The 22177-nt window shown below is 35.1% G+C and carries 22 protein-coding genes; 9 read left to right on the forward strand and 13 right to left on the reverse strand.

Annotation, left to right across the window (positions count from 1 at the left end):
* Positions 1 to 2 precede the first annotated feature (2 nt).
* On the forward strand, positions 3 to 500 hold the full coding sequence (locus ACFIL3_RS01355; RefSeq protein ID WP_375638140.1) for a hypothetical protein: 498 nt from the start codon (positions 3 to 5) through the stop codon (positions 498 to 500).
* Between the two features lie 196 nt (positions 501 to 696).
* Positions 697 to 1164, forward strand: coding sequence for a hypothetical protein (locus ACFIL3_RS01360; RefSeq protein ID WP_375611337.1), 468 nt, complete (start codon positions 697 to 699; stop codon positions 1162 to 1164).
* A gap of 23 nt (positions 1165 to 1187) precedes the next feature.
* Here the strand turns inward: ACFIL3_RS01360 and ACFIL3_RS01365 are convergent, their stop codons facing one another.
* The 6 genes from ACFIL3_RS01365 to rho all read right to left on the reverse strand — a co-directional run bounded on the left by ACFIL3_RS01365 (position 1188) and on the right by rho (position 8156).
* Entirely contained in the window at positions 1188 to 2084 is an 897-nt protein-coding gene (locus ACFIL3_RS01365) for a ParB/RepB/Spo0J family partition protein (protein WP_375612765.1), read from the reverse strand.
* Positions 2085 to 2125: 41 nt separating this feature from the next.
* Complete coding sequence (locus tag ACFIL3_RS01370; RefSeq protein WP_273790170.1) at positions 2126 to 2923, reverse strand: ParA family protein; 798 nt, start codon at positions 2921 to 2923, stop codon at positions 2126 to 2128.
* 6 nt (positions 2924 to 2929) lie between these two features.
* On the reverse strand, positions 2930 to 3577 hold the full coding sequence (gene rsmG, locus ACFIL3_RS01375; protein WP_375611339.1) for a 16S rRNA (guanine(527)-N(7))-methyltransferase RsmG: 648 nt from the start codon (positions 3575 to 3577) through the stop codon (positions 2930 to 2932).
* Positions 3577 to 5445: a tRNA uridine-5-carboxymethylaminomethyl(34) synthesis enzyme MnmG gene (mnmG, locus tag ACFIL3_RS01380; protein WP_375639846.1), complete on the reverse strand. Its 1869-nt coding sequence runs from the start codon at positions 5443 to 5445 to the stop codon at positions 3577 to 3579. The genes rsmG and mnmG overlap by 1 nt, the downstream gene beginning before the upstream one ends.
* 106 nt (positions 5446 to 5551) lie before the next feature.
* Positions 5552 to 6859, reverse strand: coding sequence for a tRNA uridine-5-carboxymethylaminomethyl(34) synthesis GTPase MnmE (gene mnmE / locus ACFIL3_RS01385; RefSeq protein ID WP_375638143.1), 1308 nt, complete (start codon positions 6857 to 6859; stop codon positions 5552 to 5554).
* A 31-nt stretch (positions 6860 to 6890) separates the two neighbouring features.
* Positions 6891 to 8156, reverse strand: a complete 1266-nt coding sequence (gene rho / locus ACFIL3_RS01390; protein WP_015857121.1) for a transcription termination factor Rho — start codon at positions 8154 to 8156, stop codon at positions 6891 to 6893.
* Between the two features lie 552 nt (positions 8157 to 8708).
* Between rho and ACFIL3_RS01395 the strand changes: the two genes are divergently transcribed.
* The 6 genes from ACFIL3_RS01395 (at position 8709) to polA (ending at position 15530) form a co-directional block, all read left to right on the forward strand.
* A complete protein-coding gene (locus ACFIL3_RS01395) occupies positions 8709 to 9548 on the forward strand; it encodes a pyruvate, water dikinase regulatory protein (RefSeq protein WP_375612767.1) in 840 nt (279 codons plus the stop codon).
* Positions 9545 to 10141: a Maf family nucleotide pyrophosphatase gene (locus tag ACFIL3_RS01400; RefSeq protein ID WP_375681781.1), complete on the forward strand. Its 597-nt coding sequence runs from the start codon at positions 9545 to 9547 to the stop codon at positions 10139 to 10141. Before ACFIL3_RS01395 ends, ACFIL3_RS01400 begins: the two co-directional genes overlap by 4 nt.
* A complete protein-coding gene (locus ACFIL3_RS01405; protein WP_375629126.1) occupies positions 10134 to 11006 on the forward strand; it encodes a shikimate dehydrogenase in 873 nt (290 codons plus the stop codon). The genes ACFIL3_RS01400 and ACFIL3_RS01405 overlap by 8 nt, the downstream gene beginning before the upstream one ends.
* Complete coding sequence (gene coaE / locus ACFIL3_RS01410; protein WP_375612770.1) at positions 11003 to 11590, forward strand: dephospho-CoA kinase; 588 nt, start codon at positions 11003 to 11005, stop codon at positions 11588 to 11590. The genes ACFIL3_RS01405 and coaE overlap by 4 nt, the downstream gene beginning before the upstream one ends.
* A gap of 4 nt (positions 11591 to 11594) precedes the next feature.
* The gene (gene dnaQ / locus ACFIL3_RS01415) at positions 11595 to 12302 is read left to right on the forward strand and encodes a DNA polymerase III subunit epsilon (RefSeq protein WP_375629128.1); all 708 of its coding nucleotides are present in this window, start codon (positions 11595 to 11597) and stop codon (positions 12300 to 12302) included.
* A 300-nt stretch (positions 12303 to 12602) separates the two neighbouring features.
* Entirely contained in the window at positions 12603 to 15530 is a 2928-nt protein-coding gene (gene polA / locus ACFIL3_RS01420) for a DNA polymerase I (protein ID WP_375638144.1), read from the forward strand.
* Positions 15531 to 15535: 5 nt separating this feature from the next.
* On the opposite strand, the gene ACFIL3_RS01425 is transcribed toward polA, so the two are convergent.
* From ACFIL3_RS01425 to ihfB, 7 genes are all read right to left on the reverse strand, one after another.
* The gene (locus ACFIL3_RS01425) at positions 15536 to 16399 is read right to left on the reverse strand and encodes an endonuclease/exonuclease/phosphatase family protein (RefSeq protein WP_375681782.1); all 864 of its coding nucleotides are present in this window, start codon (positions 16397 to 16399) and stop codon (positions 15536 to 15538) included.
* 112 nt (positions 16400 to 16511) lie between these two features.
* Positions 16512 to 17285 (reverse strand): Bax inhibitor-1/YccA family protein, encoded by a 774-nt coding sequence (locus ACFIL3_RS01430; RefSeq protein WP_375611347.1) that lies wholly within the window; start codon positions 17283 to 17285, stop codon positions 16512 to 16514.
* Between the two features lie 1117 nt (positions 17286 to 18402).
* Positions 18403 to 18906, reverse strand: coding sequence for a signal peptidase II (gene lspA, locus ACFIL3_RS01435; RefSeq protein ID WP_375611348.1), 504 nt, complete (start codon positions 18904 to 18906; stop codon positions 18403 to 18405).
* A complete protein-coding gene (locus ACFIL3_RS01440; RefSeq protein WP_375668167.1) occupies positions 18896 to 19750 on the reverse strand; it encodes a TrmH family RNA methyltransferase in 855 nt (284 codons plus the stop codon). Before ACFIL3_RS01440 ends, lspA begins: the two co-directional genes overlap by 11 nt.
* Positions 19751 to 19752: 2 nt before the next feature.
* Positions 19753 to 20685, reverse strand: a complete 933-nt coding sequence (locus tag ACFIL3_RS01445; RefSeq protein ID WP_375611350.1) for a class I SAM-dependent methyltransferase — start codon at positions 20683 to 20685, stop codon at positions 19753 to 19755.
* 173 nt (positions 20686 to 20858) lie between these two features.
* Positions 20859 to 21155, reverse strand: a complete 297-nt coding sequence (locus ACFIL3_RS01450; protein WP_375681783.1) for a lipopolysaccharide assembly protein LapA domain-containing protein — start codon at positions 21153 to 21155, stop codon at positions 20859 to 20861.
* A gap of 7 nt (positions 21156 to 21162) precedes the next feature.
* Positions 21163 to 21441, reverse strand: a complete 279-nt coding sequence (gene ihfB / locus ACFIL3_RS01455; protein WP_273790186.1) for an integration host factor subunit beta — start codon at positions 21439 to 21441, stop codon at positions 21163 to 21165.
* 183 nt (positions 21442 to 21624) lie between these two features.
* Between ihfB and ACFIL3_RS01460 the strand changes: the two genes are divergently transcribed.
* On the forward strand, positions 21625 to 22177 hold a 553-nt coding region (locus tag ACFIL3_RS01460; protein ID WP_375681784.1), incomplete at its 3' end, for an LPS export ABC transporter periplasmic protein LptC.

Raw genomic sequence — 22177 nt, forward strand, 5'->3', positions numbered from 1 at the left:
CCATGCGTAAGTTCGTATTACGTTTGTTCCTGCTTTTTCTTTTCGTGATACATATTCAACAAACAATGGCAGAGGAAAAGGAAACAGATAATTCTTCTCTTATAGCACCTCTCATTGCAAATTATCCCTTAACAGAAGATTTTCTTTTAAAGCTGGAAAAAATTGAAAAAGAATGTAAAAACTTACTTCCAGAAACAAAAAATAATCTTATAACTTATGATTCTAGTATCCACTCTAGTATTGAAAACTACACTACCTATATTTCTAGTAAACCAAAACTTGTGAATATTTTAAAAGAAAATAATATAACACCGAAAGATTTTGCTGCGGGAACCTCAGCACTTAAAGAAATATCAGCGCTTCTCATATTTGTACCTGAAAAGGAATATTCTACTGAGAAAAATACTATATTTCTAAACAATCTTGAATTTGTTAAAAAACATTTTTACAAAGCAACAATTCTTTTAAATAGCTGTGAAAAACTCATTTTGAGCAACTAATCAGCTATGAGACATTAAAAAATATTATCCCATTAATCTAATAAAAAAGTACGTGCATTAAAAAAACACCGTGTTTTTACCATTCCTAATAATTGTTTTTATTTCGATTATATTTACAAATGTTTTTCTAAAAATAAAGAATAACAGACGGAAAAATATTTATTGAAATTCAAAAAAGAAAGGATAATTTTTCGTCATGTTTAAACTTCTATTGTGTTTTTTCTTCATTTTTCCTTTTGTATCATACGCTCAAGAAAAAAAACAAGAAATAGATGATCCTTCTTTTATACCGCCTTTCATTGCAAATTATCCCTTAACAGAAGATATTCTTTTAAAGCTGGAAAAAATCAAAGCAGAATGTAGAAATTTATCTTCAGAACCAGAACAAACAAATACAAAAAGTGATCTCAGTACTTATGATGATAATATTGAAAAATACGCTTCCTATATTTTTAATAATCCAAAACTTGTAAATATTTTAAAAGAAAATAATATAACACCGAAAGATTTTGTTGTTGCTCACCTAGCACTTCAAGCGACATTGTATGTACTTACTGATGAAGAAAATTCTACTTATGAAAAAAACTCTTTACCTGCAAGAAATATAGAATTTGCTAAAGAGCATATGTATAGAATAATAAAAATTTTAAAAGATAACTGTTAAAAAAATCTTTTTAGAACAATTGATTAACTTTGTAAACGCCGACAAATTTCATCTAATTGTTCTAATGAAGAGTAATGTATTTTTAAATCTCCACCTTTTTTACCATGTCGAATAATAACTTTCATTCCTATCACATCTGCAAGTAATTTTTCTAAAGATTTTGTTTCAGCATCTTTCTCCGTATTGGTACGCTTTTTAGTTTTAGGATTAGCTTGCTCATATGCAAGTATTTCTGTTTGACGTACTGAAAGCCCTTCACGAATAATTTTCTCAGCTAAATTTTGTGGATCATCAACGGTTATAAGACAACGTGCATGACCTGCAGAAAGTTGTCCATCAGTTAAGAATTGTTGTACTTTTTCTGGAAGTTTTAACAAACGAAGCGTATTTGCAACATGACTACGACTTTTTCCTATAACTTGCGCTAAATCTACTTGCGTATAATCATGTTCATTTAGAAGCATCTCATATCCCTTTGCTTCTTCGATAGGATTAAGATCTGCACGTTGAACATTTTCAATAATTGCCAATTCCAAAGCCGTTTTATCGTCCACATCACGAATAATAACGGGTAATTGACTTAAATTTGCACGTTGTGCTGCACGCCAGCGCCGTTCACCCGCAATCAATTCAAACCGATGAGGATGATCTCTTAAAGGCCTCACAATAACCGGTTGAACCACACCGTGTTGACGAATTGATTGTGTCAAATTATCAAGCTCTGTTTCAGTAAAATGACGCCGAGGATTGTGAGGATTACATGAAATAGATTCAATAGAAATAAATCGCTCAGAAAGACTACCGGATTCATTTAATTTATCAAAGCTTGATGAACGTGCAATATTGTTGTTTAAATTGATATCTCCAATCAATGCCGCTAATCCACGTCCTAGTCTTTTTTTTGATAGATCATCGTTCATAATTTTGCTCTTTGAGTTTTCTTACAAAAAATTTTACATTTTTAAGCAGCAGCACGTGCTTGTTTTTCACGTTGAATCATTTCTGATGCTAGACGCAAATAAGCTTGGCTCCCAGCACATTTAAGATCATAAAGCAATACAGGTTTGCCAAAAGAAGGCGCTTCTGATACTCTTACATTTCGTGGAATAACAGTACGATAAACTTTATCTCCCATAAAAGAACGTACATCTTCAACAACTTGATTTGAAAGGTTATTACGTCCATCATACATTGTTAGAACAATACCTTGGATCTCTAAAGATGGATTAAGTACGGATCGCACTTGTTTTACTGTTTCAAGTAATTGACTTAAACCTTCAAGTGCTAAAAATTCACACTGCATAGGCACTAAAACAGAATCCGCAGCCCCCATAGCATTAAGTGTTAAAAGATTAAGGGAGGGAGGACAATCAATTAAAATATAATTGAATTTTTTTTCCATTTCCGGATCATCATAGAGAGCTTTACGTAAGCGTTGTATGCGATCTTTTGATGAAGAAATTTCCATTTCCACACCTAAGAGATCAAGTGTAGAGGGAACTATATAAAGATTGGGTACGGCTGTTTTTAAAGCCGCCTGTGTAATTGAAACGCCCGAAACCAAAACATCATAAGAAGATAAAGGACGGCTATTACGATCAATCCCTAAACCTGTACTAGCATTACCTTGTGGATCAACATCCATAATAAGGACATTTTCACCAATAGCCGCTAAAGCTGTAGCAAGATTAATTGCTGTGGTTGTTTTTCCGACTCCACCCTTTTGGTTTGCAATAGCGATAATTCGTGTTTCGCTCATTTTGCTCTACCCTCTATATGATCGAATATGAGAAATTTCCAAAATAACAGAATTTTCATCAACTTTACTTTTATGTTTTAACAGATCAAAGTGCCAATTGGCAGAGGCATTTTTTATTTCTGTAGCGTAATCCCGACCTTTTTGCAAAAGAGCTATTGTTTTTTCTGTTAATAAAGGAAAAATGAGTTGTAAAAGAGTATCAAGCGGCGCTAATCCCCGTGCTGTTATAATATCAGATATGGGAATTTTTTGATATATATCTTCAATTCTAGCGTGATAAACCGTTGCTGGAAGATTAAGTTGAGCAATAACTGTTCGCAAAAAAGCAACTTTTTTCCCATTACTTTCAACAAGATTAATATGTCCTGCTTTTTTTTCTTTCAAAAAGATAGCAATCACAATTGCAGGAAAACCTCCTCCTGATCCTAAATCACACCAATGTAAAGAATGAGCATACAAAGGAAAAATTTGTGCTGAATCTAGAATATGTCGTGTCCATAGATCTGGTATAGTTGTAGCAGATATCAAATTAATATGTGCATTCCACTGAAGTATTAAAGACTCAAACTGAATTAAATTTTCCATCGTTTCACGTGAAACAGAAGGAACAATATTTAATAATTGTTGATATTTTTTTTCTGTAGAAAAATTCATTAAGCTGTTTTAGCCTTTTCACGTCGTTGACGTTGAATATGTGTAATAATAAGCGATAACGCGGCGGGTGTCATGCCATCAATTTTTTGTGCATCAGCAATTGAACGCGGCGACACTTCTTGAATTTTTGATTTAAGTTCATTTGAAAGACCTGAAATTGCCTGAACATCGAGAGAAGAAGGAATTTCTAAACGCTCATCTCTCTGAAGAGAGGCAATATCTTGTGCTTGTTTATCTAAATAAACCGCATATTGTGCTTCAATTTCTAAAGATTCTGCTGTTTTAGAATCAATTGTTTTTAATTGTGGCCAAAAATCTGAAAGACGCTCTAAGGTCATATGAGGATAAGCAAGAAAATCATAAGCCGAACGCCGAATTCCATCATGATTAACATGTAATCCATGAGCAGAAGCTTCATTGGGTGTTAAAAAAAGATTTTGACATATTGATCGTGCTTGATCAAGCCGTTGTTGTTTTTTCTGATAACATTCCCAACGTATTTTACTCACAATACCCCATTTTTGTGCCAAAGGTGTTAAACGCGTATCAGCATTATCAGATCGTAAAGATAAACGAAATTCAGCACGTGATGTAAACATCCTATAAGGTTCACAAACACCACGTGAAACCAAATCATCAATCATAACACCAATATAAGCAGTAGAACGACTTATAAGTATTTCATCTAATTTACCTACTTTACGTGCAGCATTTAATCCAGCTAAAAGTCCTTGTGCTGCTGCTTCTTCATATCCTGTTGTACCATTAATTTGGCCTGCTAAGAACAAACCCGGTAAAGAACGTAATTCTAAGTTTCTCGTTAATTGTTGTGGATTAACAAAATCATATTCAATAGCATAACCAGGTTGCAAAACTATAGCATTTTCCAATCCTTCAATGGTTTTCAATAGAGAAATTTGTACATCTTCAGGAAGAGAAGTAGAAAGACCATTTGGATAAACAGTATCATCATTTAATCCTTCTGGTTCCAAAAAGATCTGATGTCCATCACGTTCTCCAAATTTAACAATTTTATCTTCAACAGAAGGACAATAACGTGGTCCTAACCCTTCAATATTTCCAGAATATAAAGCAGAGCGATAAATATTCTCGCGAATAATTTGATGTGTTTTCTCATTTGTACGTGTTATTGCACATTCAATTTGTGGTTGTTCAATTTTCTCTGTTAAAAGAGAAAAGGGTATGGGATTTTCATCTGCTTGTTGTTTTTGGAGAGCTTCCCAAGCAATTGTTTTTTTACTCAAACGAGCAGGGGTTCCTGTTTTTAATCGTCCAAGTTTTATATGATATTTTTTCAAATGTTCAGCAAGTTTTACACTTGACTGATCTCCCATACGACCAGCAGCCCATGTTTTATTACCAATATGAATAAAGCCATTTAAAAACGTACCTGTTGTTAAAACAACAGCACCAGAAAAAATTGTTCCTTGTTTTTTTAAAATAACACCTGATACACAATTATCTTTAACAACCAGATCAATAACTTCATCCTCAATAAGAGTAAGATTTTCTTGTTCTTTTAATAATTTTTGAATTGCTTTTTTATAAAGTTGTCTATCTGCCTGTGTTCGTGGTCCTCTTACTGCCGGTCCTTTACGTCTATTAAGTAGTCTAAACTGAATTCCAGCAGCATCTGCTGCTCTTCCCATAAGACCATCTAACGCATCTATTTCACGAACTAGATGCCCTTTTCCAAGTCCACCAATAGCAGGATTACACGACATTGTTCCCAGTGCTGATATTTTATGTGTAACAAGCGCTGTTTTGGCTCCTACACGTGCTGAAGCTGAAGCCGCTTCACAGCCAGCATGACCACCACCAACAATAACAACATCATATGATTGCATTTAATTCATTCCGTAGAAAATATTCTAAGGTTTCACGTGAAACAGGATATAAATTACATAATCTTTATAATCTGTCTATGAAATAATCAATGTTTCACGTGAATCATTATTTACCAACACAAAATTCTGAAAAAATAATATCAAGCAAATCTTCAACATCAATATCTCCTGTAATTTTCCCAAGAAAATCACTTGCACAACGGAGATGTTCTGCACGTAAACTGAGATCAAGAGAATGATAATTAAGAGAAAATTCAATCTCTTTAACAGCCTGCTTTAATAATTGAAGTTGCCTTTTACGTGCTGGAACAATATTTCCAATTTTAGAAGCACGATAATGACAAAATGATTCAAGTTCTTTTATAAAATAATCAAAATTTAAACCAGTTAATGCGGAAAATTGTATAGACCAACGCTGATCATTTTTTTCATAAAGATCAAGCTTATTGCCAACACACCATATTTCAGCCGATGTTTCTGGTAAATCAACTTGCTTAGGATTTCTTATATCATAAACCAAAATAACCAAATCAGCTTCCCTAACATGCTGTTTAGCAATTTCTATTCCCATCTGTTCTATTTTATTTTCTGTTTTTCTAAAACCAGCAGTATCGGTTAAAAAAACAGGTAAACCACCAAGAATAATTCTCATTTCTAAAGCATCACGGGTTGTTCCTGCTTCTTCCGTTACAATAGCAACAGATCTTCCTGAAAGACGATTCATAATGCTTGATTTTCCAGAATTTGGAGCACCAGCAATAACAATTTTTAATCCATCACGTAAAATACTCGCACGTTCTCCTTCAGTAATATATTCCCGAATAGAAGTACAAAGATCCTGAACATCTTTCCAAACTTTATCAGATATTGCGTTGGGAATATCTGCTTCATCAACAAAATCAAGTTCTGCCTCAATAAAAGCACGCGCCTTCATAAGCTTATGACGCCAATCACGATAAAGCGTCGTTAAATGTCCACTTGTACCCATAACAGCTAAACGCCGTTGGCTTTCCGTTTCTGCTTCTATTAAATCAGCAAGACCTTCTGCTTGAACAAGATCTAATTTTCCTTCCATAAAAGCACGACGTGAAAATTCACCTGCTTCTGCAATACGGCATCCAGAAAATGTCGACAATTCATCGAGAAAACGATTAACGACTGCTTTTCCTCCATGTAAATGGAATTCTGCACAATCTTCCCCCGTAAAACTATGAGGAGCAGGAAAAAAAACAGTTAAACCAGAATCTAAAAAACTACCATCACGAGCAGTAAGATTTCCATAATGCATAAAACGTGCTTTAGGTAAACGACCACAAAGCGTTTTAACTATATCCACAACATGAGGACCAGAAAGCCGAATGACTGCAACCCCTGAAGGTAACAATCCACTCGAAACAGCAAAGATTGTATCCACAGGTTTTATCCTAATAAAAACTTTAATGACTCTACGTATTCATTGAATCAAAAAATTCACTATTGTTTTTTGTTTGCTTTAATTTATCAATCAAAAATTCAATTGCATCTGTTACATTCATAGATGCTAAAATACGACGAAGAACAAAAATTTTGTGTAAATCTTGTCGTTCTACCAGAAGTTCTTCCTTACGCGTTCCTGACTTTAAAATATCCATAGCAGGGAAAATACGTTTATCAGCAACTTTTCGATCAAGAACAATTTCCGAATTACCTGTTCCTTTAAATTCTTCAAAAATAACCTCATCCATACGACTTCCTGTATCAATCAAAGCCGTTGCAATAATGGTTAAAGATCCGCCTTCTTCAATATTACGTGCTGCACCAAAAAAACGCTTTGGACGCTGGAGGGCATTTGCATCCACACCACCTGTTAAAACTTTACCTGAAGAAGGAACAACTGTATTATATGCACGCCCAAGACGTGTAATAGAATCGAGAAGAATAACAACATCACGCCCATATTCAACAAGACGTTTGGCTTTTTCAATAACCATTTCTGCCACTTGTACGTGACGTATTGCAGGTTCATCAAAAGTAGAAGAAACCACTTCTCCTTTTACTGAACGCTGCATATCAGTAACTTCTTCTGGTCGTTCATCAATTAAAAGAACAATGAGATAACATTCAGGATGATTAGTGGTAATAGAATGAGCAATATTTTGAAGTAAAACTGTTTTTCCCGTCCGAGGAGGAGCTACAATTAACCCTCTTTGTCCTTTTCCCAATGGAGATATCAAATCAATCACGCGTGATGACATATCTTTCTCTGTAGGATCTTGTATTTCCATTTGGAAACGTTCATTTGAATAAAGAGGAGTAAGATTATCAAAGTGGATTTTATAACGAATCTTTTCAGGTTTTTCGAAATTAATTGTATTAATTTTAAGGAGAGCAAAATAACGTTCTCCCTCTTTTGGACTGCGTATGGGACCTTCAATTGTATCGCCTGTTTTTAAAGAAAACGACTGTATTTGTGCAGGTGAAAGATAAATATCATCAGGACCAGGAAGATAATTAGCATCAGCAGATCTCAAAAATCCAAATCCGTCTTGTAAAACTTCAACAACACCTTCTCCTATAATTTCAACGTCTTGTAGAGCAAGTTTTTTCAAGATAGCAAACATTAATTCTTGTTTGCGCATAAGGGAGGCATTTTCAACTTCTAATGTTTCAGCAAAAGAAACAAGCTCAACGGGATTTTTGCTTTTAAGTTCTTGTAGTTTCATTTTTTGCATGAAATATGCTCTTTGTAATTAAGGAGAAGATTGTTCTAAATAATTTATGGAAATTTATGAGTGAAATATTATTAAGAAAAAATATCCTACACTCAATTTTTTTAATCTGCAAGTACCATTTATATGAAATTTGTTCCTGTAATATTAAGTAATTATATGAAAAACTTGAAAAAATATAAAATCCAAATAGTATTTAATTATTTTAATAACAAAAATGTGAGTTAGGATTATAGCATTAATGAAATGCTATTCAAAAGTATTTTTTACAGAAATTTATATTAATAAATTTATATTAAAGAAAGGATTATTCTTATTTATAACTGTGTTTAGTGTGGATTATTATTTATCCTCAATTTTATCCACAAAAGGAACTGAAAAAAGAATAAAAATATCACTATCTTAAAGATATTATCCCCTCTTTTTTTATAAGAGGGATTAAATTATCACAAGCATTTAATTTGTGCATAAAAAAGGAGAATTTTTCATAAATTTTAGTTTTATAAAAAACGGTGAGGATATATACACATGTCTTAACAAGGAGTTAAAATTTTTGTGACAAAAGAAAAAAAATTCTTTCATTTACACATGCTTTCTGATGCAACAGGAGAAACATTAATTTCTGTTGGAAGAGCTGTAGCATCGCAATATGCAATGATTCAGGCAACAGAGCATATCTATCCTATGATTCGTAATAGAATACAGTTACAGAAAGCTCTTGATGAAATACAACAAGAGCCAGGTATTGTTCTTTACACAATGATTGATGAAGAACTTAAACTACTCCTTCAAAAAAAATGCAAAAAAATAGAAGTTCCCTGTATTGATATATTGCATCCTGTTTTAAATGCTTTTCAGTCTTACCTTGGAATGCCAACACATTTACGTGCGAGCGCACAACATGATCTTAATGCAGATTATTTTCGCCGTATTGAGGCACTGGATTTTACAATAGAGCATGATGATGGACAGTCTTCCAGTAGCTTATCCGAAGCAGATGTGATCCTTGTGGGAATTTCAAGAACCTCTAAAACACCAACAAGCATCTATTTAGCAAATCGCGGAATCAAAACGGCTAATGTTCCTCTTATTCCAGGAATTGATTTGCCAGAATCTCTTTTAGAGGTAAAAAATTCTTTAATTATTGGTTTAATTGCTTCAGCTGAAAGAATCTCACATATTCGTCAAAATAGAGATTTAGGAGAAGGTTTTGCTCTTGATAATTATACTAATCGTATCAACATAGCTGAAGAATTAATCCATGCAAAACGCATTTGCGAACGTTTTGGTTGGCCTATTATTGATGTCACAAGACGTTCTATTGAAGAAACTGCTGCTGCAATATTTGAACTGTTATCACGATTTCGTGAAGGAAATGAGAGAAAATTCTCATGAACGCAGATACTTTAATATTAGCATCTCTTAGTTTTTATCGTGCAAAATTATTAAAAAAAGCAGGCTTAAATTTTTCCATTGAAGGAGCTTCTTTTGATGAAAGAGAAGTAGAAAAAAAAGCAAAAGAAAAAACACCTAAAGAACTCAGCTGTTTTCTTGCGAGCGCAAAAGCAAAAAATGTTTCAGACCGTTTTCCTGATGCTTTCGTTATTGGTTGTGATCAAGTTCTTGATTTTGAAGGTCAAGTTTTTCACAAAGCAACAAATATTAAAGAAGCACATCAACATTTATGTGAATTATCAGGAAAAACCCATTCTCTTCATAGTGCGGTAGCTTTATTTAAAAATGGTCAAAAAATTTGGGTTGAAGCTTTTAGTGCACATATGTCCGTCCGTTTACTCTCATCAGAATTTATTGAACGTTATTTAGCACGCGTAGGAAAAGATGTTTTAAACAGCGTGGGAGTATATCAAATTGAAGGAGAAGGAATTCATCTCTTTGAAAAAATTGAAGGAGATTTTTTTACCATTGTTGGTTTACCTTTGCTGCCTCTACTCATAAAACTGCGCCACTTAGGAATTATTGATGGTTGACTTAACAATAAAAAAAACAAATTATCCGCGTGCTTTTGTTGTTGGTTCTCCAATTCATCATTCAAAATCGCCAAGAATTCACAATTTTTGGCTTAAACAATATGGTTTACAAGGAGAATATCTTGCACAAGAAGTAACATCTGAAGAGTTCAGTCATTTTATTGCGTCTTTACAAAAAATAGGCTTTTGTGGAGGAAATGTTACTTTGCCTTATAAACAGGAAGCTTTTCGTTTAGCAGATTATAAAGATGAGAGAGCAACAATGATTGGTGCTGTTAATACACTTTGGTATGAAGGAGATAAGCTTTGTGCCACGAATAGTGATGCCTATGGTTTTAGCGCTAATCTTGATGATTTTGTATCTGATTGGGGAGGGGAAACAGCTCTTGTTTTTGGAGCAGGTGGTGCCGCACGCGCTATCATATATGCCTTAAAAAGACGCGGATTTGAACAGATTTATTTAATTAACCGTACAAAACAACGTGCTGATAATTTAGCTCAGCATTTTGGAAAAATCATTAAAGTTTACGATTGGCATAAAATCCATGAAATACTTCATCAAGCTGATTTGATTGTTAATACAACCTCTATTGGCATAAAAAGTCCAGAAGAAAAAAGTGATTCTTTTTTTTGCGATTTTCATAAAGCAAAAAAAACGGCATTAGTAACAGATATTATTTATACACCATTGATAACTCCTTTTTTACAACAGGCAAAGGCTTGTGATCTCAAGACGGTTGATGGACTTGGGATGCTTCTACATCAGGCTGTTATAGGGTTTGAACAGTGGTTCGGAATAAGACCACAGGTAACAAAAGCGTTACGGACAGCTATTTTAGAGGATATGAGTGAAAAAAGAGAATGAAGATCATAGGATTAACGGGATCAATTGCTATGGGAAAATCAACAGTTGCTGATTTTTTCAAGCAAGCGGGTATTTCTGTTTTTAGTGCTGATGAAGCAGTACAACAGCTTTATAAAAGTGAGCCAGCTTTGTCATTCATAGAGCGTATTTTTCCTGGTGTGGTTGAAAACGGAGAAGTTAACCGTTTGAAACTTTCTGAAATTTTGATTGATGATAAAGAAAAATTACAAACATTAGAAAAAATAATTCATCCTTTGGTGCAAGAAAAAGAAAGGGAATTTATTGATATAGCGCGTGAACAAGGGAAAAAATTAGTTATTCTTGATATTCCACTTCTGTTTGAAAAAAATGGTGAAAGTCGTGTGGATAGCGTTATTGTTGTTTCTGCTCCACCAGAAATACAAAAAGAACGTGTAATGATTCGCCAAGGTATGAATGAGAAAAAATTTGCCTTTATCAACGCTCAACAAATGCCAGATGAAAAAAAACGAGAACGCGCTGATTTTATTATTGATACAGGGAAAGATTTAGAGAATACACGTCAACAGGTTTTTGATGTGATAAAAAAATTGCTAAAGAATTAAAATTATGCGTGAAATTATTTTTGATACAGAAACAACAGGTTTAGATAAAGAGAAAGATCGCATAATCGAAATTGGTTGTGTAGAAATGGTTGATCGTTATCTCACAGGACGCCAATTTCATGTTTATTTAAACCCTGAAGGCGTTATTATTCCTGATGAAGTTGTAGCAATTCACGGATTAACCAATGAACGCTTGAAAAACGAGAAAAGTTTTAGTGATATTGTTGATGAATTTTTGGAATTTATCAAAGACGCGACAATGATTGCGCATAATGCGAGTTTTGATATTGGTTTTATTAATGCAGAATTAAAACGCGTCAACAAACCGCTTATCAGTGTTGATAATATTCTTGATACATTGGCTATGGCGCGGCGTAAATTTCCTATGGGTCCTAATTCTCTTGATATTTTATGCAAACGTTTTGGAATTGATAACAGCCATCGTGTTCTTCATGGTGCTTTGCTTGATGCAGAGATTCTAGCCGATGTTTATATTGAGCTCATCGGTGGAAAGCAAGGTGTATTGGGTTTTGATAACAGAAGGGGTATTGATGAACATATCCAGAACGATAAAGATACATCTTATGCCGTTAAAATTCGCCCGCAGGCTTTACCTTCAAGATTGAGTATGCAAGAAAAAAAGTTACACGCTGATTTTATCTACAAAATGGGTGAAAAAGCTCTGTGGAATAACTTCAAAATTCATGAATAACATCATCTTTTATCTAAAAGAGTCACGATTGAAATTAAAGAATATCGATGTCAAAAAAAAACGGTCGTTGTGGGGAGGGGAACACCACAACGACCCTGTCGCTACATCGTACCTCAGCTATCATAGGAGGAGCAAAATGAAAGCTATTAATCCTGTAACAGCAAAGAAAAGCTCTAGGTACTTAATATAAAGTGCAACGACTTCACGTCTTATGAAGAGAAAAAATGGCTTTTTAGAGGCAAAGTGAAAAAATATATAAGGTTAATTTGCTTTTTTAGCTGAAATGGAGAAAAAATTGTCATGAAAGCAACAGATCATCTTTTTTTGGTTGACGGATCAGGCTATATTTTTCGTGCTTATTATGCTTTGCCGCCTTTAAAACGTAAAAAGGATGGACTTCCTGTAGGAGCAGTAGCTGGTTTTTGCAATATGTTATGGAAATTACTTTGTGATGCTCGTAATACAGCTACGGGTGTTGTTCCAACACATTTTGCTGTTATTTTTGATTATTCATCTGATACTTTTCGGAAACAAATTTATCCTGAATATAAAGCGAATCGCGTTGAACCTCCTGAAGATCTAATTCCTCAATTCGCGCTAATACGCCAAGCAACGAAGGCTTTTAATTTGCCTTGTATTGAAAAGGAAGGCTTTGAAGCGGATGATTTAATTGCTACCTATGCAAAGTTGGCAACAAAGGTTGGGGCAAAAACAACCATTATTTCTTCCGATAAGGATCTTATGCAACTCGTAAATACGCATGTATCTTTGTATGATGGAATGAAAGATAAGCATATAGGTATCTCAGAAGTTATAGAAAAATGGGGTGTTGCGCCTGAAAAAATGATTGATTTACAAGCATTAATTGGAGATTCAACGGATAATGTACCGGGTATTCCAGGCATTGGTCCAAAAACTGCAGCTCAGTTGTTAAATGAATTTGGTTCTCTTGATCTTCTATTGCAAAACGTAACAGAAATTAAACAAACAAAACGACGTGAAAACATTCAAGCTTATAGAGAACAAGTTAAAATATCTCGTGAACTTGTCAGGCTTAAAACAGATGTTCCTATAGATAATGATTTAGATGATTTTATTTTGGAGCCACAAGATGGTCCACGTTTAATTGCTTTTTTGAAAGCGATGGAGTTTTCAACATTAACGCGTCGCGTGGCAGAGGCAACAACATGCGATGCAGCTGTTATTGACGCACTTGATATAAATGTTGAATGGGAAAAACTAAGCCCCAGGAATGATTCTGATATCAGGCATGATTCTGATATCAAGAATACTGAGCGCGCATCCCTTCATAATTTTTCTGAAAATTCTCCACAAGTTTTTGCACAAGAACGTAAAGATCAAGCGCTGACTCAAAAAATTACAAGAGATGCTTATACAACAATTCTTGATGAGGAAATTTTAAAAGACTGGTTATCACAAGCACAAGAGCAGGGTTTTTTCGCTTTTGATACTAAAACAACATCTCTTGATCCGATGCAAGCAAAGCTTGTTGGTTTTTCACTCGCATTACAGCCGGAAAAAGCAGCTTATATACCTCTTGAACATTTTGATGAAGGAGAAGAGGACCTTTTGAGGGGCGGGCGCATTGCTTCACAGATTGGGGCTCGAAAAGCTTTAGCACTTTTAAAACCGATATTAGAAGATTCAGCGGTGTTAAAAATTGGTCATAATATAAAATATGATTGGTTGGTGATGAAGCAATACGACATTATGATAAGCTCTTTTGACGACACCATGCTTTTATCATATGCTTTTGATGCTGGAATGTTAACCCATAATATGGATGATTTGTCTGAACGTTGGCTTGAGCATAAACCAATTGCCTATAAAGATTTAACGCATAACGGGAAAAAAATTACTTCTTTTGCACAAGTAGATTTAAAACAAGCAACCCTTTATGCGGCGGAAGATGCTGATATAAAGCTACGTCTTTGGCAAGTATTGAAACCGCAACTTGTTGCTCGTGGAATGACAAAAATTTATGAGCGTCTTGATAGACCTCTTGTAGAAGTTCTTGCAAGAATGGAAGAACGGGGGATTCTTATTGATCGGCAGATTTTATTGCGTCTTTCAGGAGAGTTGGCACAAGCTGCTTTGATTCTAGAAGAGGAAATTTACAAACAAGCTGATGAAAAGTTTAATCTTGCTTCGCCAAAGCAATTAGGGGATATCCTTTTTGGCAAAATGGGATTGCCTGGAGGCGCTAAAACAAAGGGTGGACAATGGTCAACTTCTGCACAGACCTTAGAAGAGTTGGCTGCTGAAGGTCATATTTTACCGCGTAAAATTATTGAGTGGCGTCAACTTTCAAAGCTAAAATCTACCTATACAGATGCCTTGCCTTCTTATATTTTTTCAAAAACAGGGCGAGTTCACACGAATTATTCTTTGGCAATAACATCAACTGGTCGGTTATCATCATCAGAGCCAAATTTGCAAAATATTCCAGTGCGAACTGCTGAAGGACGTAAAATTCGAACAGCTTTTATTGCTCCCAAAGGACATGTGTTACTTTCTGCTGATTATAGTCAGATTGAGTTGCGCATTCTTGCACATATTGCGGATATAAAAGCATTAAAAGAAGCTTTTGCTAAAGGGCATGATATTCACGCTATAACGGCATCACAAATGTTTGGTGTTGCGATAGAAGGAATGCATTCAGATATACGACGGCGTGCAAAAGCGATTAATTTTGGTATTATTTATGGTATTTCAGCTTTTGGATTAGCCAATCAATTGGGAATTTCACGCCAAGAAGCGGGTCGTTATATTCAACTGTATTTTGAAAGATTTCCAGGAATTAAAGATTATATGGAGAAGACCAAAATCTTTGCACGTGAAAATGGTTATGTAGAAACAATTTTTGGACGTCGTATCCATTATCCAGAAATAAAAGCAAAGAATGTAAAAATTCGTTCTCTTAATGAGCGGGCAGCTATCAATGCTCCAATTCAAGGTTCTGCGGCCGATATTATTCGCCGCGCTATGATACATATGGAAGATGCTTTAAAAGCAGAAAAACTATCAGCAAAAATGTTGCTGCAAGTTCATGATGAACTGATTTTTGAAGTACCAGAAGAAGAAAGTAAAAAAACCATGACTGTTGTTAAAAATGTTATGGAAAATGCTACAATACCGGTTCTATCTTTATCTGTACCGCTTGAAGTAAAAGTTATGACGGCTCAAAATTGGGATGAGGCACATTAATTTTTTTATTTATTTTTAAGAATATTGATTGCGTTGGAAAGATTAAGATAGGCTTTGATAGGCAAATGATCTGAAGCAATGCGTGCAAGTGGTGAATAATGATTTTCAATACTTGTTACCAATTGGTGGGGAAAAGAAAAAACTCTATCAAGGGCTAACAAAGGAAAACGAGAGGGAAAGCTTGGTACAACTTCAAAAGTGCTATCAAAATAGGGAGAAAAATGATTTAAAGATGAGCCTTTTCCCATTCGCCATTCATTAAAATCTCCTATGAGGAGTGTAGGCATAAGGGGGCGTTTTTGGAAAATTTCAAGGAGCATTTTTGTTTGTTGTTTACGAGAGTAACGTAATAATCCAAAATGAGCCGCAATAATACGAATAGGTCCTGCTGCCATTTCCAACTCTACAATTACAGCCCCACGTGGTTCAATACTAGGAAGAGTGACTTGTAAAGTATTACGTACATATCCCTTTCGCAAAAAAAGAGCATTCCCATGCCAACCATGGCCATGAGGTGACATAGTATTAAGAGGTACAGGAATCAAACCGGTTTCAGCTTTTAATAGCTGAAGATTAATCAAACCGATGCGTTCCCCAAAACGTTTATCTGCTTCTTGAAGAGCAAGGATATCAACTTGTAATTCAGTAATAACACGGACAATTCTTGTAGGATTAAAAACTTTATCAACACCTACACATTTATGCACATTATAGGAAGCAACGGTCAGATCATAATTACTATTTTGATTGACGATGTTTGATTGATGATGAGAGCGGCTGTGAATTGTATTTAAAAAGGAGCTATGGAGTTTTTGTTGGATAAAACCGGTAAACCAAGGGAATTTTTGCTTATAAGGGATTTTTGTCATTTTGCGAAAAGAATAGTTTCTAAGAAGCAGAGGGTAAAGATTTACACTAAAAACAAAAGAACCTTGTTTCTTTTAGAAACAAGGTTCTTTAATTAAGTAATGATTTTTGCAATCAATCACGGTTTGAGCCAAGAAACTGTAGCAAGAAGACAAACATATTGATGAAATCAAGATAAAGATTCAGCGCGCCCATAATAACTTTACGTCCTCTGGTATCGCTTTCATCTCCTTCATAATACATCAACTTAATGCTCTGGGTATCGTAGGCTGTTAAACCAGCAAAGATAAAAACACCAATCACAGAGATAGCAAACTGCAAAGCGCTTGATCCAAGAAAAATGTTCACAATCATGGAAAGCAACAAGCCGATCAATCCAATGAATAAGAATGAACCGATTGCTGTGAGATCACGCTTTGTTGTGTATCCATAAAGTGAAAGAGCTCCAAAAGTTGCGGCGGAAATGACAAAGGTTTGCACAACACTTTCTGTCGTATAGCGCAAAACGATTGAAGACAGTGAAAGACCAACCAGAGCAGCATAACCAAAAAAGAGACTACGAGCAGCATTTGTGCTCAATGTATTAATTTTAAAACTGAGAAATAAGACTGCTATGAGTGGTGCAAACATAACAATATAAGAGAATGGCGATGTATAAAATGTTACTCCAAATGGTGTTAGATAAACACTGCTATTGATTTGAGCTGCTGCTTGGCTCATATCTGTTGTCGTTGCTAATGATACAATTGCATAAGCGGCAGCAGCTGTAATAAGCAAACCAATGGCCATTGCATTGTAGACACCCAACATATAGTCGCGTAATCCCTGATCAATTGATGCATCGGCATGAGAAGCAGGTGCCGAACGTAAATCTTTAAAATTAGCCATAATATAAAATCCTTTAGCATATGTTCTGTCAGGTATAGGGCTTTAAAGGTGTCTCTGTCATTACACAGATAAGCTTGGTATAAGCCTTAATTGGGCAAATACAAAAACCCTTAAGAATCACTGACAGAATTCCAGCATATATGCTCTTATTATGGAGATTTATTTAAAAATTACAAGAGATTTATATGAAGAAGGAACCTTACAAATTGGTAAGGAAATAGTTCATTTTAATAAAAAATATTCCCATTTTTTGCCATATTTTTGCAAGATAAAAAGACTACACTCAAAATTTTTTCTATTTTCACAGAAATTATGTAATACAATCCCTTATAAAATATTCACTATTTTTGCGTTTATGAGAAGAGCGGCAAGTATCATCACACTATTTCAACCTCCAATATTGCATCTGTTTTGCACGGTTATAAGAGCTATTGAATTGGATTTTTTATAATATATTGATGTATAATGATAAATTGTCTTTTTGAATGCTAAATGATACTCCGAATATCGCAAGATTCTCTGGTTGAAAATCTGTTCATATTAAATCAATCAAGATTATTGACTTGTGTCTTGCAAGAGACATTGTTTTAATGGATTCAACATGAACAGATTCCAAATAAAAGAGATTTAGGATAGTAAGGGCTTTTATTCAATATGAAAAACGGTAATTTATATTTATAATCAATATGTTGCTTTAACAAGACACCATTGAAAATAGTTGAAAAAATGTTTTTTATTAAACAATATATAAAATAAAAAAGGAGAGTTTTTAAACGAAGCACTTAAGAAAGGCTCTGTAAAATCGATATCTGTAAAAACTAAAAAACATACGAAAAGCAATTGTTCTAATCAAATAAACAGAACTTCGAATGCTGTGAAATGTCTCCTCAAAAATTGTGATGTAGGACACATGGATAAAAAATATTGATTCTATTTGAGTTCATTTCTTTTGCACTAACTAAGTGTAGAAATGTAAAGTTGAAAAGAAAGTAAGATCTTATAGTCCCATGAAGAGAAACACGTGAAATGACGAGCAACAAGAATTGATTAAGAGAAATCAATGCGTAATCAGACTTGTGATGGTCAATAATCTCTGTTTTCTAAGGCACTGAACATATCAGTGAGAAGATGTACTATTGGAATGACGCCTTGCTTTCATCCAAGTACGCAATTCTTCAATAAGGATGGCAATAACACCGAGAGTGATAAAACTATCTGCAAGGTTGAAAATAGCAAAATAAAAAATATCATCAATATGAAAAAGTATATAATCAGTGACATGATGAAAGCGAATACGATCAATGAGATTGCCGATGGCTCCCCCAATAATAAGAATAAGGCCAAAGCGCATTAAAGACTTATTATATTCAGTATTTTTCCATAACCATAGAAGAAAGATAATCACAATGATCGTGATGGCGATGATTCCCCACTGAGAAAAGGAAGAAAAAAACGAAAATGCAATGCCAGAATTGCGCACATGATAAAGGGAAAGAAAAGGAATAAGCGAAATTTCTGTTCCTAAAGGCATATTGTGCATAACCCAGTATTTGACAGCTTGATCAAGTACTACTGTAAAAGCCAAGCCCAAGAGAAGAAAAGGGAGTGATTTACGAATCATGTTTTTCCTCACATGGTTCCAGTATTAAATAGGGGCGACGGATTTCATAAAGCATAACAGCTGTTGCTACAGCTAGATTAAGCGAGTCTGCTCGTCCGCTTTGTGGAATACGCGTAAGTTTATCACACCGATTCGTAAGAAGATCTGATAATCCCTGTTTTTCATTCCCCATTAAAAGGATAACAGGACCATTTTTGAAATCAAGTGTCCGATAATCCAGAGATCCTTTGAGATGCGTGCCAACGATCATGCCTTTAAAGTGAGAAGACCAGTTTAAAAAGCCGTTTTCATCAAAACGATAAAGTGGTACAGAGAAAATAGATCCCATGGTTGCGCGGACTGTTTCAGGCGAGAAAGGGTCTGTTGTCTCGCCAATTAAAATAACACCTTTAGCACCTACAGCATCAGCGGTTCGAATAATGGTACCAAGGTTTCCAGGATCACGTACACGATCAAGCGCGATGTAAACATCTTTAATCTGCCCTTTTATCATTTCAAAAGAGTGCCATTTTTGCTTGAAAATACCAATAACTGTTTGTGGATTATCGCGTCGGGTAAGTGATTCCATAACCTTTTGTGAGGCTTTAATAACAAAACCACCGTTGGCTACAGCACGTGCGGCAGTATTTTCGATAGTAGCATTACCGATTTCACTTTTAGAAAAAATAAGCGTCTGTATTGTCCAGCCAAGATTGAGAGCATCAATGACCAATTTCAATCCTTCTGCCATGAAAAGACCTTCTCTATTACGGTTTTTCTTTTGGCTAAGTGCTTTAAGATTTTTTATGATGGGGTTGCTAAGAGAGGTAATTTCTTTCACTCTACCAGTTTTGGGTCTACACATATTCAAGCAATCCAACGGCTAAAAAGAGAAGTAGAAAGAGCACGTCCTGCAACTTCTTCACGCAAAATGAGTTCTCCTGATTCGACCGTACCACCAAGATTTACAAATGCATCACGCATTAAAGCATGAAGTGCAAAGAAGGAAGCACGAATAGAATAAGCTGTAAGGACAACAGAGAGCGGTTTATCAGAGAGAAGTTTACGACAATTTGTGATCATGGCGGGTAAATGATCAAACAGTTGCCAAATTTCACCATGGGGTCCACGCCCATAAGCAGGGGGATCAAGAAGAATCATATCATAGCTTTTTTTACGACGCAGTTCACGCTCGACAAATTTCATAGCATCATCGCAAATCCAGCGAATAGAATGATCTGGTAATCCTGCTCTTTCTTGATTAGCTTTTGCCCACGCAATGGCTTTTTTAGAAGCATCAACATGGGTAACATTCGCACCCGCTCGTGCTCCAATCAAAGAGGCAATACCTGTATAGCCAAAAAGATTCAACAATTTTATAGGGCGTTCGGCTTTAACAATTTGTTCTTCCATAGAGCGCCAATGGGCATCTTGTTCAGGAAAAACCCCCACATGACGAAAGGAAGTAAAACGGCCTAGAAAAGACAATCCATTCCAAGCAAGAACCCATGTTTCATCAAGTGGCTTTTTAGGAAAATGCCAACGCCCAACCCCTTCTTCATCAAGGTTTCCTGTGAAAATAGCATCAACATCAGCCCATTGTTTTTGTGGTAAAGCGGGTTTCCATAGTGCTTGACCTTCTGGTCGAATAATGCGGTAAGCTCCATAACGTTCTAATTTTTGTCCATGACCAGAATCAATGAGAGCATAGTTTTCGCTTATACCCGTTTCTAAAATAAGGGGCAGCTTTTCCTGCGGATATCTATTGTTATGGGAGAATTGAAAGCATTGTGCAGGCATGTTTTGTATCACGGTATATGAGGTATAAAAATATATTATAAAGCTCTTAAATGTTTCGTAAAAGTGCAAAAAAGCTAAAGTCAATTAAAACATGTATAAAAAAAGAAAAAGAGCACTTTTAACTCTGTACTGAATATAAAATACTAAAGAGAAAAGATTTCATTTAAATACCATTACACCAGATTTGTGATAGATGTTTTCAATTTTTCAATCTCGGCTTTACTTTTTTTGAGAGCTTTTTTGTATTTGTGATAGGAAAACCAACTGATCAGATTTCCTAATAAAATACCAAAACTAAAGAAAATAAAGAGCCATATAAAGAGGGGAGCATGATAAGTAAAACTTTCAGGATTTGCTCGAAAAGGATCAAGGGTTAACGGAACCATTTGACGATTAGCCACGATAAAAACAATCAAAACCGCTGCGAGAATCACACCGATACTTGTTAGAAGAATACGTTTAATTATCATAAGTTTCTCACTGATTAAGACGGTCGCGTAAATCCTTGCCAGTTTTAAAAAAAGGAATCCACTTTTCTTCAACAGAAACGGCTTCACCTGTTCGTGGATTACGTCCATTACGGGCTGAACGGCTTTTTACAGAAAAAGCTCCAAATCCACGAAGTTCAACGCGATTGCCATTTGCAAGTGCTGTTGCAATTTCCTCAAAAATAGCGTTTACAATATTCTCCACATCCCGTTGAAAAAGATGCGGGTTATGACGAGCGATAATTTGTACAAGCTCTGATTTTACCACAATAGCCTCACTTTCACACAAAAAAATTTTGTAATTGTGCACTCCATGCATATTACAATATATAAACGGATAAAAGCAAAATAAAATCAAGAAAAAACAAATTGCAAGAAACAAAATTTGAAAATACCTTCTATAAAGGGTATACAGATTAAAAATGCGGAGGATTTAAGAGATCAGGAGAGTATGTCCGTACACAATCATTATAAAGCCTTTTCAACGCAATCATCTTTTGGAGATGTTTTAAAAAAAGCATCCCGTCATTCGCGTCGCATTAGCATATTAAAAATTTTTTTACCTCTCTTAGCGTTGATTTCAGCGCTGGTTTTTTGCTGGTTTACGTTTTTCTTGGTTCCCGTTACTTCTGATTCTATGCCTTTGAATAATGGAGAAAGTGGCGTGATGAATTTGACGATGCTCAATCCAAAATTAGAAGGGTATACGCGTGCTCATGAACCTTATTGGCTTAAAGCAGAAAAGGCATTTCAAGATCATACCCACGCTGGAATGATTGGGTTGCAAAACATTACAGCTAGAGCATTTATGGGCCAACAAAGACAGGTTTTTCTCGTCGCACAAGGGGGGGTTTACGATAACATTAATGGTTTTTTACAGTTGAATAAGCCATTCACGATTACGACGAATGATGGGATGATGGTACAATTTATGTCAGCTAGTATTAACTTATCCGAGGGACAGTTAAAAACAGATCAACGTGTTAATATTCAGCAAGCCGGTT

It is taken from the genome of Bartonella sp. CE47NXGY, from assembly GCF_042195415.1.
Lineage (GTDB): Bacteria > Pseudomonadota > Alphaproteobacteria > Rhizobiales > Rhizobiaceae > Bartonella.